14 protein-coding genes and 1 tRNA gene are annotated in these 14,072 nt (G+C 30.3%); 3 read left to right on the top strand and 12 right to left on the bottom strand.

From position 1 onward, the window contains the following. Nucleotides 1-5: 5 nt before the first annotated feature. A complete protein-coding gene (locus AJ885_RS03355) occupies nucleotides 6-1,406 on the bottom strand; it encodes a COG3400 family protein (RefSeq protein ID WP_002880603.1) in 1,401 nt (466 codons plus the stop codon). Nucleotides 1,407-1,435: 29 nt separating this feature from the next. On the opposite strand from AJ885_RS03355, the gene tgt reads away from it, so the two are divergent. The 3 genes from tgt (at nucleotide 1,436) to AJ885_RS03340 (ending at nucleotide 3,455) form a co-directional block, all read left to right on the top strand. Beyond that, the gene (gene tgt / locus AJ885_RS03350; RefSeq protein WP_002880602.1) at nucleotides 1,436-2,557 is read left to right on the top strand and encodes a tRNA guanosine(34) transglycosylase Tgt; all 1,122 of its coding nucleotides are present in this window, start codon (nucleotides 1,436-1,438) and stop codon (nucleotides 2,555-2,557) included. A gap of 1 nt (nucleotide 2,558) precedes the next feature. Then, a complete protein-coding gene (locus tag AJ885_RS03345; RefSeq protein WP_002880601.1) occupies nucleotides 2,559-3,326 on the top strand; it encodes a magnesium transporter CorA family protein in 768 nt (255 codons plus the stop codon). Between the two features lie 52 nt (nucleotides 3,327-3,378). After that, a tRNA-Arg gene (locus AJ885_RS03340) sits at nucleotides 3,379-3,455 on the top strand. 2 nt (nucleotides 3,456-3,457) lie between these two features. Here the strand turns inward: AJ885_RS03340 and AJ885_RS03335 are convergent. Genes AJ885_RS03335 through AJ885_RS03285 form a run of 11 tightly spaced genes read right to left on the bottom strand, consistent with a single transcriptional unit; the run spans nucleotide 3,458 to nucleotide 14,071 of the window. After that, nucleotides 3,458-3,907, bottom strand: a complete 450-nt coding sequence (locus tag AJ885_RS03335) for a hypothetical protein (protein WP_079264403.1) — start codon at nucleotides 3,905-3,907, stop codon at nucleotides 3,458-3,460. Nucleotides 3,908-3,922: 15 nt separating this feature from the next. Then, nucleotides 3,923-7,168, bottom strand: a complete 3,246-nt coding sequence (gene ccsA / locus AJ885_RS03330) for a cytochrome c biogenesis protein (protein WP_070280738.1) — start codon at nucleotides 7,166-7,168, stop codon at nucleotides 3,923-3,925. A 17-nt stretch (nucleotides 7,169-7,185) separates the two neighbouring features. Next, nucleotides 7,186-7,881, bottom strand: coding sequence for an ABC transporter ATP-binding protein (locus AJ885_RS03325; RefSeq protein WP_002881782.1), 696 nt, complete (start codon nucleotides 7,879-7,881; stop codon nucleotides 7,186-7,188). Continuing rightward, nucleotides 7,868-8,638, bottom strand: a complete 771-nt coding sequence (locus AJ885_RS03320; protein WP_002881779.1) for an ABC transporter ATP-binding protein — start codon at nucleotides 8,636-8,638, stop codon at nucleotides 7,868-7,870. The genes AJ885_RS03325 and AJ885_RS03320 overlap by 14 nt, the downstream gene beginning before the upstream one ends. Then, nucleotides 8,635-9,687 carry a branched-chain amino acid ABC transporter permease gene (locus tag AJ885_RS03315; protein WP_002881777.1) on the bottom strand — a complete coding sequence of 351 codons (1,053 nt, stop codon included), beginning with the start codon at nucleotides 9,685-9,687 and terminating at the stop codon, nucleotides 8,635-8,637. Before AJ885_RS03315 ends, AJ885_RS03320 begins: the two co-directional genes overlap by 4 nt. Beyond that, on the bottom strand, nucleotides 9,687-10,583 hold the full coding sequence (locus AJ885_RS03310; RefSeq protein WP_002881774.1) for a branched-chain amino acid ABC transporter permease: 897 nt from the start codon (nucleotides 10,581-10,583) through the stop codon (nucleotides 9,687-9,689). Before AJ885_RS03310 ends, AJ885_RS03315 begins: the two co-directional genes overlap by 1 nt. Nucleotides 10,584-10,601: 18 nt before the next feature. After that, complete coding sequence (locus AJ885_RS03305; RefSeq protein WP_070210231.1) at nucleotides 10,602-11,711, bottom strand: ABC transporter substrate-binding protein; 1,110 nt, start codon at nucleotides 11,709-11,711, stop codon at nucleotides 10,602-10,604. Nucleotides 11,712-11,732: 21 nt separating this feature from the next. Next, a complete protein-coding gene (locus tag AJ885_RS03300) occupies nucleotides 11,733-12,848 on the bottom strand; it encodes an ABC transporter substrate-binding protein (protein WP_070210232.1) in 1,116 nt (371 codons plus the stop codon). A 30-nt stretch (nucleotides 12,849-12,878) separates the two neighbouring features. Then, the gene (locus tag AJ885_RS03295; RefSeq protein WP_002853959.1) at nucleotides 12,879-13,313 is read right to left on the bottom strand and encodes a c-type cytochrome; all 435 of its coding nucleotides are present in this window, start codon (nucleotides 13,311-13,313) and stop codon (nucleotides 12,879-12,881) included. 8 nt (nucleotides 13,314-13,321) lie between these two features. Beyond that, complete coding sequence (locus tag AJ885_RS03290; RefSeq protein ID WP_002853004.1) at nucleotides 13,322-13,513, bottom strand: mini-MOMP protein; 192 nt, start codon at nucleotides 13,511-13,513, stop codon at nucleotides 13,322-13,324. Nucleotides 13,514-13,564: 51 nt separating this feature from the next. Next, on the bottom strand, nucleotides 13,565-14,071 hold the full coding sequence (locus AJ885_RS03285; protein WP_002852919.1) for a YqhA family protein: 507 nt from the start codon (nucleotides 14,069-14,071) through the stop codon (nucleotides 13,565-13,567). Between the last annotated feature and the right edge of the window lies 1 nt (nucleotide 14,072).

Raw genomic sequence — 14,072 nt, 5'->3', positions numbered from 1 at the left:
ATTATTTATTCTACTGGTATGAAAAGTTGGTAATTTTGTCTCATTTTATAATAATGTCTATTTAAATTTGTACTTAAATTTCTGCCAAAATCTCTATTTAGTAATTCTTTTTGAAAACTCACAAATTGTAACAAATCTTCGCGATATTGCAAATTTAAAAGAGGGTTTTCATCATTTTTATTAATAATTTGTATATTTTTATCATAAAGCTTAGATAAACTTCTAAAATACTCCTCCATATCTGTAGTATTTTGAGAATTTGGATTATAATAATATAAAATAACTCCAAAATCAAGCTGTTTGCTTAAATCAGTAATGACATTTGCATTGTTTTCAAGTTCGCTCTCATCGGCACTTAAAATAATCGCTTCTTTAAGCTCATCAAAAGAAGCTTCACCCACTTTCATAATAGGAATTTTTAAATCAAAAAAAGCTTGTTTTTCTTTCTCAAAATTTTTTATATCGGTTACAACTAATCCTATATCATTATTTTGCAACCATGTGGAAATTTGTTTAAAATCCGTGTTGAAATAATCAAAAAACACACCTTCTTTATCCTCAGAAAGTTTTTTTAATTTTTCATACATTACCCCTAATTTAGGATTGATAACATGTATAAAAAATCTTTTTGCATTGCTTTTTTGAGCTAATTTTAAAGTAGTATCAAGCACTCTTTCTTGCATATTTTGATTCATATTTTTCATATCAATTAAAGCAAAAACATTACTTCCAAAAGGCATAGGAAATTGCCCTGCTTTGCCTCTTATATTATGAAAAATACTTTGTAAAACAACAGGATCTCCAACGATCAAAATGCTATCATTTGGCTCTAAAACAAAAGATGGTTTTACAAAATAAATCTTAGAATTTCTATAAATAAGGACTATGCGCCACCTTTTTTGTTGTATTGAACTTATGTGCCTATAAGCAAAAATAGATCCTGCTGGAATTTTTACTTCCATAATCTCTCCAACCCCAAGTCCTATATACTGAGCTGTTAAAGCAATATCTGGTAAAAAATCCATAAATCTACGGCTTAAAGTCATTCTAGCATCAGCTAAATTTGCATGAGTATCATTAACACTTAACCCCCAAAAATCCATTATTTCTATTTCTAAATTTGGATTTAAAGAGCGCAAAGCCTCATAACTTTTTTTAGTTTCAAATTCATCTTGCATATAAATAAAAGCCTGTTTAAAATCTTTACTCATAATATTTTCAAGACGCGCTGTGCTTGTAGGATCAAAATAATGCAAGTCAATATACTCACTAGAAATATTTAAGTTATTTTTTTCACTATTTTGACACACTACTGTAAAAAAGTAACCTAAGCCTTTTTCAAAACAAAGCCTTTCTAAGAAATGCTTTGCTAAAATACCGTCTATTATAATTAAAATATTATTCATTTTAAACTCCAAAAAGGAAATTATAACAAATGGAATTTAAATTAAAGCATAAAGATGGAATGGCAAGGGTTTGTGAAATCGCTACCGCACACAGCACTTTTTTAACCCCTATTTTTATGCCTGTTGGCACAGTAGGAGCGGTTAAAAGTCTTGATGCTAATGATATGAAAAACGAGCTTGATGCAAAAATTATTTTAGCAAATACCTATCACATGTACTTGCGTCCAACTTCCAAAGTGGTAAAAGATTTTGGAGGTTTGCATGGTTTTACGAAATTTGATAGAAGTTTTTTAACCGATAGCGGTGGTTTTCAAGCTTTTTCTTTAAGTAAAAATTCCAAACATTTTAATGAAGGTATAGAATTTAAAAGTCACATCGATGGGAGTCGTCATCTTTTTACTCCAAAAAGTGTTTTAGATACTCAATATGATTTTAACTCTGATATTATGATGATTTTAGATGATTTAGTAGCCCTACCCGCAACCAAAGAAAGGGTTAAAATTTCTGTTGATCGTACTATACTTTGGGCAAAAGAGGCTATTACTTATCATAAAAATATGCAAAATAAAGGTATAGGTATAGGGCAAAATATTTTTGGTATTATTCAAGGTGGTACAAATTATGAAGAAAGAAAGCGTTGTGCTTTAAGTTTAAACGAAATGCCATTTGATGGTTTAGCTATAGGTGGGCTTAGCGTGGGAGAAGAAAATACCTTAATGTATGAAACAGTGCAAAATTTAAACCCTTATCTAGATGAAAATCGTCCGAGATATTTAATGGGCGTAGGAACTCCTGAAGATTTAATAGAAAATGTTGAGCGAGGGGTAGATATGTTTGACTGCGTGATGCCAACTAGAAATGCAAGAAATGGAACATTTTTCACAAGTTTTGGAAAATTTAATATCAAAAAAGCAGAATTTATCAATGATCATGAAGCTATAGATCCTGTTTGCTCATGTTATACTTGTCGTAATTGTTCAAGGGGTTATTTAAACCATCTTTTTAAAGCTAAAGAACTTACTTTTTTTCGTTTGGCAAGTTTGCACAATCTACATTATTATCTTGAACTTACAAGAAAGATGCGTGAAGCAATTTTGAATAATTCTTTTACACAATTTAAAAGAAATTTTTATCACTTAAGAGGCAAATAAAATGCTAGAACTACACGAAAATCTAAAAAAAATCCTACAAGCAAAGAATTTAGAAACTTTCTATAGTGAAATTTATGGACAAAAAATTTTTGTTTATGTGGGATTAAATTTGGAAACTTGGCTTTTTAATGATGAAAAAATTTATAAACTTCAAAATGAAGAATTTAAGCTTTCTAGCATAGAAGAATTTTCAAATTTTATTAAATCCATTTTAGAAGATTTTAAAGTACAAAATACTCATTTTCAAAATCTTTTAGAACACAAAGAAGGTATTATCTTAAAAGGTGGTTTTGTTAAAAATTTTTACAAAAAATCCTTTGTGTTAAGACAAAAAATCAACAAAAATCTAAAGCAAATTAATCTTCTAAGCGAAGCTTTCAATCTTTTGCTTAGTGAACAAGCACAATACAAAAAACATTTAAAAATTTTAAATTTATCCATCGGCATCTTAAGCAAAAACACCAAAGAACATCTAGCAAGAGTTGATACTCTTTATGCATTAACAAGTGCAATTAAAAATGAAAAAATGAATAAAAGTATTTATCTTTTAAGTATACTTTCTTCTATTTTCTTGCCTTTAAATTTGATCGTAGGATTTTTTGGAATGAATACTAATAATCTTTTTTTCAAAGATAGCCCTTATGGTACACTTTATATTTTTTCTTTGATTTGCTGTATTTTGATTGTAGGTTTTATATTTTATCATTCAAAAAAGACTAAAGAATTTGATTTAGATGAAGGTAAAAAAGCTAAAAAACAAACAAAATAAGCAAAATTTTGCTTATTTTAAGAATATTTATATATAATTTTAACTTATTTTTGCGCTCATAGCTCAGCTGGATAGAGCATTTGATTGCGGTTCAAAAGGCCAGAGGTTCGAATCCTCTTGAGCGCACCATATTATTTATCTTCTTTAATTTTTCTTTTAGCTAATCCCATATGCTCGTAAGCATCAATTTCTTTTTTGTAAGATCCAGAAATTTTCTTAAGTTCTTTATTTAAGTAACTGACTGTTTGTGCACTTGCATTAATATTTGCAGCCAAAGCAGAAACAAATTCTAGTTTCTTTTTTGTTGCTTCATCTAATTCTTTAGAAGTTTTTGAACCAAGTTTATGTGTCTGCACATAAAGTTTGGCAAGTTCTTTTAATTCAACATCTGTTAGCTTAACATCGGAAGCAGCAACTATCATTTTATCTAAGTCTGTATCAAATTTTTTAGTCTTTTCAGCTACATGCTGCTTTTGGCTAGTTTTTTGCTTTTTAACTGTTTTTTTGCCATCACTTGTAATAAGATAAGCAATTATGCCTAAAAACAATAAAAGCGCTAAAGCAGCACAAAAAATAACCAAAAAAATATGGCTCATTTAAAGTTTGCCCACAAAATTTCGATTCCTTCTTGCAAAAAGAGTTAAAACCACCATCAACGCAAATCCCCAATAAACATAATTAGGAATTTGAGCCGCTTCGCCTGCAGCGTAAGAATGAAGTCCTGTTAAAAAGTAATTTACTCCAAAATAAGTCATAATAATAACCCAATAAGCAAACATACTCCATAAAGCAAACACAAATTGATTACAATATTTTGGAATCATTCTAAGATGCAAAATTGCTGCATAAACCAAAATGCTAACTAAAGCCCAAGTTTCCTTAGAATCCCAACTCCAATATCTCCCCCAACTTTCATTTGCCCAAATTGCACCTAAAAAATTTCCTACAGTAAGCAAACAAAGTCCAAAAATCATTGCCATTTCATTAATTCTTGTAGCCTCTGTAATATTTCTCAAAATATTAAGATTATATTTTCCATCTTTCTTAAGAAAACACATTAAGAACAGTGTAAAGATACCAAGTAAGGCACAAAGTCCTAAAAATCCATAACTAGCAGTAATAACAGATACATGAATACTAAGCCAATAAGAATTGAGCACAGGAACAAGATTTGTAATTTGCGGATTCATTTCACTTAAATGTGCAACCATTAATACAACACCGGATAAAATAGAAGTTAATGACAAGGCTATAGGACTTTTTCTAGAGAAAAATATACCCGATAAAGACAATGCCCAAGCTATATACACCATACTTTCATAGCCATTACTCCATGGAGCATGACCTGATAAATAAGCACGAAGTCCAAGACCTACTGTATGAATTACAAAAGCTAAAACATTTAAAACATATACCACTTTAAATATAAAAGAGATTTTTAAATTCGGTGCGACCATTTTAGAAAAAACAAGAATCAAAAGTAAAAAACCCGCAATTAAATATACAGGAGCGAGTTTAACGAAAATTTCAGCCTTATTAGAAAAAATTTCCATTTCAACCTTGGTTTTACTAGGCATGACTTTATATCCTATTTTTTCTTGATATTCTTTGATAAATTTCAAGCCTTCATCAGCTCTAGTCCAATTACCATCTTTAAAAGCATTTTCCACGGCGCTAAAATAATTCTGTATTAAAGCCAAAACAATATGCCCTTCATCCCCCTTAAGAGTAGTTACAGCAGAAAAAGGTGCAAGCCAAACATTATTTGGATTATTTTGAACAGGAATAAATTTAAATAATTCACCACTAAAAACTAAATTTACAACATTAGCTCTTTCATCTAGTTTTATAATTTCATTATCAAAAACTCCTCTTGCATTTGGGTTTTTACGATTTGCATTTTCAACATATTTTTGAAGTTTATATCGGTTATTCTCATCAAAGAAATCTTTATAAGAAATATATTTAGCGCTAGGAATTTCTAAAATATTTGCAATAGCATCACGAACTGCTTGATTTTGTGGCATTAAAATAAAAGGTTCTATTTGCCATTTATCTACATCAACGAGCATGGAAAGCATAACAGCGTTAGAATTTTGACCCTTATAGCTATCACTTTGATGAATTTTTTCTAAAATTTCTCTTGATAGCGTATCAAAAGGCACCATTCTTCCATCTGCTGATTTTTGAACTATTAAAGTAGCAAGAGCTTTAGCATGATTAGTATTTACCACAGGTAAGGTTGAATTTAAATCTTGAGCAAAAGTCTTTTCAGAACCAAAAGATAGCAATAAAATAAAAATAATCACACTTGCATGTTTTAAAGTGTCTTTATTAATTAATCTTGCCAAAGTTCTAAATCTAGAATGTGGATTTAAAAAATTCATAAACATTCCAAGACAAAGCAAAAAATAACCTATATAAGTTGGTATTTTACCTGGATCTTTATTTACAGATAAAACAGTCCCTTTTTCATCTTGATCATAAGAACTTTGATAAAATCTATAGCCATCATAATCTAAAACATTATTCATAAAAATTCTATAATCAAAATTTTCATTATTATTTTTTACGGTAATTTCACTTGCATAAGAAGCTGGAGACATAGAGCCTGGATAACGATCTAATACAAAATCTCTCAAATAAATATCAAAAGGCAATTGTTCATAAGAAAGCGCCCAAGAAATAAAGAATTTTTGACCCGCAAGTTCTATCATAATAGGTTTATTATATTCAAAAATATAAAATTCTTTACTTTCATTTTTATAGCTTAATTCTAATTTTAAAGCATTAGAGCCAGTTAATTCTAAGTTTTTATTCTCATTGCTTAAGGCAAAATCTTTAAAATGCAACAATAAAGAATTTTTCCAATTTTGAGGCTCGCCAAAAGTAGAAATCAAGATAGTTCTACCCACTTCCAACCAAGTAGATTTAAACCATAACCAAAAACTTTCATCTTGAGGTCTATTGGAGCCTTCTAAAGCTTCTTGCGCATGCAAAGAAGCAGCTTTAACTACAAAACTAATATCATTAATTTCATAAAGCCTTCTTTCCTTAGCATTTGCCTTTTCTCCAATTTTAAGGTCTAAATTTTGTCCATCTAACATACTTAGAAAATGTAAGTTTTCACTTGAACTTAAAGTTAAATTTTCGTCAATTTTTACAAAAGGTGCTTTAACATTATCATTCATAAAAGCAAAGTTAACCCCTTCTATATTCTTAACTTCACCTTTTTCAAATTTAACATCAACACCTTGAGATCCTTTTTGAGAAAGCATTAAAACCAATAAAGGATCAGAATTATTATTTTCTTTATAAGTATAATGAGCATTTAAGATTAAATCTTTATATTTTAATACAGCTTGATCATCACCTAAATTAAGTTTTAATTTAAAAGAATTAGCAAAAGGCAAATTTCCTATATAACGATCATTAACCGCACTATAGCGTTCTCCATCTTTTATAGCAGAAATGCGCAAAGAAGTCTTAGAACTTTCTATAAGTGAATTTTGAGTATGCTCTCTAATAGGTAAAATACCTTCAAAACCAGCATATCTTGTCATTGCCGAACCCACTAAAATAAATAAAAAAGAAATATGAAAAATCATTAAAGGCAATTTTTTAAGCCCAAACATTTTATAACGAAACATCCCGCATAGTAAATTAATACCAAGTAAAAGTTGTATATATTCAAACCAAAAAGTATCATAAACCATTGCCCAAGCCGTAGGAGTTCCATAAGCACTTTCAATAAAAGTTGCCAAAGCACAAAAAAGCGCAAAAAGCAAAAACAATACAACCGAAACTTTTAAATCCCCTATGCTTTTTATTATATTTTTCATTCTTTTTCCTTTAAATTTTAAAGCCCTAAATATTTCTTTCTAATCTCATCATCACCTATTAAATTTTTAGCCTCGTTTTCCATTACAATGCGACCATTTTCCAAAACATAAGCGTAATCACTTATTTTTAATGCAGAATAAGCATTTTGCTCTACCAAAAGAATAGTTATACCCTCTTCTTTTAAACGCACAATAATATCAAAAACTTCACCCACAATCTTTGGAGCAAGTCCCAAAGAAGGCTCATCCAACATCAAAAGTTTTGGTTCACTCATTAAAGCCCTTGAAATCGCAAGCATTTGCGCTTCCCCTCCACTCAATGTTCCAGCTAAAGCATGCTTTTTGCTTGCAAGTCTTGGAAAAAGTTTATACATTTGCTCTCTTAAATGCTCATAATTTTCAGCATTATTAAAAGCACCTATTTTTAAATTTTCCTCTACGCTTAAATTGATAAAAACACGTCTTCCTTCAGGAACTAAAGCTATACCTTTTTGAACTAAAGTATGAGTTAAATGCCTTTTAGTATCATAACCTAAGAAATTAACCCCACCAGTTCTTTTAACTGAGTTTAAAAGCGCATTTAAAGTTGAAGTTTTACCTGCTCCATTTGAACCTATAAGAGAAACAATATGACCTGTTTCCACTTTAAAATCAATCCCTTTAACAGCTTCAATTAATCCATAATAAACATGCAAATCTTTAACTATTAGCATCAAAATCCCCTAAATACGCAGCAATTACTTCTTTATGATTTACAGCATCGCAAAGTTTACCTTCAAAAATTGTTTTTCCATAATCAAGCACCAATACGCGATCGCACAATTTATTTACAAATTTCATGTCATGCTCTATAAGCAAAACGCTAATTTTATAATCTTTTCGTAATTTAAAAATGAGCTCAGCAAGTTCATCGCTCTCGGAGCTATTCATCCCAGCGGCTGGCTCATCAAGCAATAACAATCTTGGCTGAGTAGCCATTGCTCTTGCAATCTCAACTTTTCTTTGTTGCCCATAACTTAAGCTAGTAGCCTTTTCATGAGCAAATTCTACAATACCAAGTTCTTCTAATATTGCATAAGCCTTCTCTTTAAATACTTGTTCTATTTTTCCAAAACGCCCTAAATGCAAAAAGGCTTCAAAAATATTATATTTCATTTGTTTATTAAAACCAATAAGAACATTTTCAAGCACATTCATACTTGAAAAAAGTCTAATATTTTGAAATGTTCTAGCTATTCCTAAATGCACAATCTTATGAGGTTTTAAGTGATCAATTCTTTCTCCTAGAAATTCAACCGAACCTGAACTAGGTTTATAGTTACCTGTTATAATATTAAAAAGAGTTGTTTTACCAGCCCCGTTAGGTCCAATTAAAGCAAAAATTTCACCCTCATTGATTTTAAAAGAAGTTTCATTAATAGCCCTAACACTACCAAAACTTTTTGAAATTTGTTTTAATTCCAAAATCATTTTTTACTCCTTTTAAAACGCTTTTTAATCCCTCTAATCACATCACTCAACTCGTAATAACCCATTATGCCTTTTCTTGCAAAAAGCATTACTAAAATCAGAACAATAGAAAAAACAACCATTCTAAGTCCTGGTGTTGATTGGATATCAAGATTTAAAGAATCTATTTTTATATTTAACTCATCTAAAAATCTAAGCCACTCGCTTCCACCAATAACCAATATCGCACCTATGATAGCACCTGTAGTAGAACCAAGTCCACCCAAAACAATAATAATCAAAAGCTGGAAAGTAAGTAAAAAATCAAATTGAGTTGGAGATACGGTAGTCAACAGACAGGCTAAAAGTCCACCACCTACACCTTCTAAAAATGCTGAAGTGCCAAAAGCTAAAGTTTTTATCCAAAAAGTATTTATTCCCATGGCACTTGCAGCATCTTCATCATCTCTTATAGCCTTCATTGCACGACCATATTTAGAATAAACTATATTTAAAATTAAAATAACCGCTACAATAGCAATACCACCTGTCCAATAGATCGTGGAAAATTGTGGAATATCTACCAGTCCTCTTGAGCCATTAGTAATAGAAGGAAAATTAATAGCAGCTATTTTAATAATTATTCCAAAGCCTAAAGTTACAATAGCTAAATAATCCCCTCTCACGCGAAATACAGCAAAAGCTAAAATCAGGGCAAGCAAAGATGAACAAATTCCAGCTACAATTAAAGCTAGAATAAAGGAATTTGAATGGATAGCTAAAATAAAAGAACTAGGACCATCTAAAAAAAACTGATCATTTTTTGCATCAGCACTTAAAAGAACTAAAGCAGCTGCATAAGCTCCAATCGCAACAAATCCATTGGGTTCTAGTGAAAATTGTCCAGTTACACCATTAATAAGGTTGTAACTTACAGCCAAAATAATAAAAATAGCAATTTGATTAACAATGTTTAATCCATAGTCCCCAAAAATATAAGGAGAAATGAAAATAAAAATAATTGAAGCAATTAAAAAGATTAAATGTGAAACCTTAATTTTAACCATCATTAAAACCTACTCTTTTCAAAATTTATACCTAAAATTCCCGTAGGCCTAAATAACAATATAAACACCAAAAAAATAAAAGCAAATGCATCTTTAAAGCCTGATAAATCTGGGAAAAAAGCCACAACAACAACTTCAGTAAATCCTATAATAAGTCCACCCAAAACTGCACCTACTACAGAACCTATACCTCCTAAAACGGCAGCAGCAAAAGCTTTCAAACCTATTAAAGTTCCCATGGTAGGTTCAACAGAGTAATAATTTGCAGCCCAAAAAACACCTCCAACTGCTGCCAAAGCTGAACCTAGGGCAAAAACTATAGCAATAATACGATTTGCATCTATACCCATTAAATTTACTGTTTGTATATCAAATGCTAAAGCACGAATAGCTATACCATATTTGCTTTTATACAAAATCCATAACACTGCTATTAAAATAACAAATGTAAGAGCAGGAACCATTAAAGAACCATAAGTTGTTATCACTCCACCAAAATTAACACTTTCCTCAAAATAACTTGGCGGTGTAAAAGTTCTAGGTGTTGAAGTAAAAAGCATATTAAAAAGATTTTGCAAGAAAAAACTAATACCAATTGCTGTAATCAACAATGAAATTCTAGGAGCCTGTCTTAAAGGTTTATAAGCAATTCTATCTGTAGCCATTCCAACACAGGCAGCAAAAATCATTGCTAAAGATAAAGCTCCTAGAAAAGGAACATTTAGGTTAGTCATGCAAAAAAGAGCTGCATAAGCACCAACCATCATAATATCGCCGTGAGCAAAATTAATAAGTCTTAACACACCATAAACCATAGTATAGCCAACAGCAATAAGGGCATACATACTACCCAAACTAAGCCCATTAACAAGTTGTTGTAAAAATAAAGTAGAATCCATAATCTTTCTATTTTTCCTTTAAGGATTGATAATATCTTTATAATTTTGCTTTTGATTTTTAATTTCTTTAACCACTACAGAACGAGTTGCATTTCCTGTTTGATCAATGCTAATAACACCAGAAACACCTTGATAATTTTTAGTTTGGTGAATTTTTTCATTGACGCACTTACTAGTAAGATTATCAACGCAAGCATTCATAGCATTTAGCATTACAAAATACGCATCAGCACCCATAGCCGAAAAATTTGGAACTTCTTTTGTTCCTTTAGCTTTTTCATAAACACTGATAAATTCTTTGCTTAATTTTGTAGTTGGATTATTAGCATCAAAACTATCTGTGAAAATATAACCCTCGCTTGCATCTCCAGCTAAACTAATAAAAGTTTGATCAGCAACTCCATCTGCAGAGCCCATAGGAATATTTAAACCTGCGAGTTTTGATTGTCTTGCAAATAAAGAAGCTTCACTATAATAAAGCGGTAAAAAAATAAATTCTGGATTTAAACTTTTAACTTGAGCTACAATAGCTCTAAAATCTTTATCACCTGAATTAACTCTTAAAATTCTAAGAATTTGACCGCCATTAGACTTGTACTGTTTTTCAAAAGCTTTTGCTAAACCTAAGGAATAGTCAGTGCTTTGATCTACTACAATAACAGCACTTTTGTAATTAAGTTTTGAAAAAACATATTTTGCTAAAGATGAACCTTGAAAACTGTCCATAAAACATACTCGAGAAGAATATATTTTTTTATCAAGCAATCTATCACCAGTTGCAGCAGGAGCGATCAATGGAATTTTATTATCTTCTGCTACGCGCATAACTTGCAATGTATTAGCAGTAACCATTTCCCCTATAAGACCTATAACTTTATCTTGAGAAATTAAACGATTTGCTCCACTCGAAGATTCTAATTTATCACCCTTAGTATCAATAATAGCAAGAGAAACCTTATTTCCATTACTTAAAGTTGATTGCATTGAATTTGCAAGTTTAATCCCTTCTAGTGCACTTTGTCCATATGCTGCAGTAGCTCCGCTAAGCGGTAAAACAACTCCTATTTTGACTTCCGCAGCACTTAAACTTAAACTTAGAATACTTGCTAAAATTAAACTTTTTTTCATTCTCTACCTTTATTTTAATAATTATGGATTTATAATTGTTTTATAATTTTGTTTTTGATTTTGAATTTCTTTAATCACAACAGAACGAATAGCATTACCGCTTTCATCTATGCTAATCACACCACCAACAGCTTGAAAATCTTTAGTTTGATGAATTTTGCTATTAATACATTCACTGCTAAGATTATCAACGCAAGCATTCATAGCATTCAACATTACAAAATACGCATCAGCACCCATAGCCGAAAATGCTGGAAGTTCTTTTGTTCCTTTAACTTTCTCATAAGCTGCAACAAAATCTTTTCCTAATTGTGTAGATGGATTGTTATAATCAAAACTATCAGTGAAAATTACTCCATTAACAGCACTTCCGCCAAGATCTATAAAAGTTTGATTATTAACACCATCTCCTGCTGCTAAAAGTTTATCAAAACCAATTTGTCTTGCTTGTCTCGCAATTAAAGCAGCTTCAGGATGATAAATAGGCATATAAACAAAATCAGGATTTAAACTCTTAAGTTGCGAAACCACAGCTCTAAAATCTTTATCTCCTGAATTAATAACAAGTTTTTTTATAATTTTCCCACCATTATTCTTAAAAGAATTTTCAAAAGCTCTTGCCAAACCTAAAGAATAAACATTGCTTTGATCTATGATGATAACAGCGTTTTTAAGCCCTAAATCCTTAGATACATAAGTAGCAAATTTATCTCCTTGAAAACTGTCTTTAAAACAAACTCTACTTGCATATTTCTTTTTATCTAGCAATTTATCTCCAGATGCCACTGGAGCTATTAGAGGAATTTTTTTCTCTTCTGCTATAGAAATAGCTTGAATGGTATTTGGAGTTGTAGCTTCACCAATAATCCCAAGGACTTTATCTGTTGCTATTAAACGATTAACTCCGTTTGAAGTTTCAAGTTTATCTCCTTTTGTATCTATTGTGATAAGTTTAATAACATCTCCATTTGAAAGTTTTGGTTGTAGCTTATTAGCCAGTTCAATTCCGTTAAAAACATCTTGCCCATAAGCTGCCACAGTTCCAGTTAAAGGTAAAACTACTCCTATATTAATATCCTTAGCATATAAGCAATTTACCATAGTTAAAACACTTAAAGTTAAAATTAGTTTTTTCATAGCATTCCTTTTAATTATAGTTTTTACATTTTATTTTAGAAATATATTATGTTTTGTTTTTTGCGCAGGTTCTTCTTCAAGAAGGTCTTTTACTTGCAAATCAAGCGCAAAATTTCCACCTTTAATATAAGCAATAATATTATCTATATCCTCGTGGCTTAAATTTCTAGCATAAAAAGCCATTTGAGAAGCTGTTGTAGAGCTACTACTATCAAGAGTATAACCTATCAAAGCTCCTTTAATATCCTCAGGAGACATATCTTTTAAAATTCTAGATCCTATAACACTCTTTTCAGCATTATCTCCATGGCAAGTATTGCATTTATTTTGAAAATACAAAGCCTTCGCTTTTTCCATATCATATTGCTTATTTGCATCAAAGGTATAAGTAAAAAATGATTTCAAGTTAATACCAAAAAGCGCAACAACAAATATTGAACTAATAAACAACCATCGTATAATCATGATTTTCCTTATTTTATTGTAATTTCCGTTTGTGTTTTATTTTGATATCTATGTGTTTTTTTATTGTATTTTTTTTCTTTTTTAATATCATAGCGATAACGAACAGTCCCTGAAACTTCTATATCTTTAAAGACTTCATCCAACGGAGCTGCAAAAACAAAATGATTTAAAATCATACCAATTAAAAATATTTTTTTCATTTTTATTCTTTAAACACAAAAAACGATTATATCAAAAAAAGATAATCCTTGTTAATGACCACCTTTATGTAAAAAATAAAGTCCTACACAAAGAGCTAAAATCGATCCAGCAAGAAAAGCCATATCCACAGGAGTAGCAAATTTCATCTGCAAAACCCTTTGAAAGAAATTTACCACTAAGACCATAATGATAACTTTTGCAAGCTTGTCTTTTAATTGATCTAAGCTATGCACCTCTAAAACCTTGCTTTGTTTTGTTTGTTTAAATTCTTCTATTTCGCTGATAAAAAGCTCATAAACTCCAAAAGAAAAAATAAACAAAACTAAAGCCATAAGATAAAGATCAACAGCTCCTATAATTAAAGCCACCACATCCTCATGCAAATCCACATTAGAACCTGCATCAAAAAAATAATTATAAGTATAAAATATAACTTTTAAAACATCATAACTTGCAATAAAAAACAATACAAAAGCTCCAATTAAACCAAAAATTACGGGTAAAATTGTAACAATACGACTTCTAACAAGTAAAGATTCAAATATTTTCTCTAACATT

It is taken from the genome of Campylobacter sp. BCW_6464, from assembly GCF_001762775.1.
Taxonomy (GTDB): Bacteria; Campylobacterota; Campylobacteria; order Campylobacterales; family Campylobacteraceae; genus Campylobacter_D; species Campylobacter_D jejuni.
The sequence above is the reverse complement of the archived record's forward strand: the minus strand, read 5'-3'. Positions and strand labels throughout refer to the sequence as shown.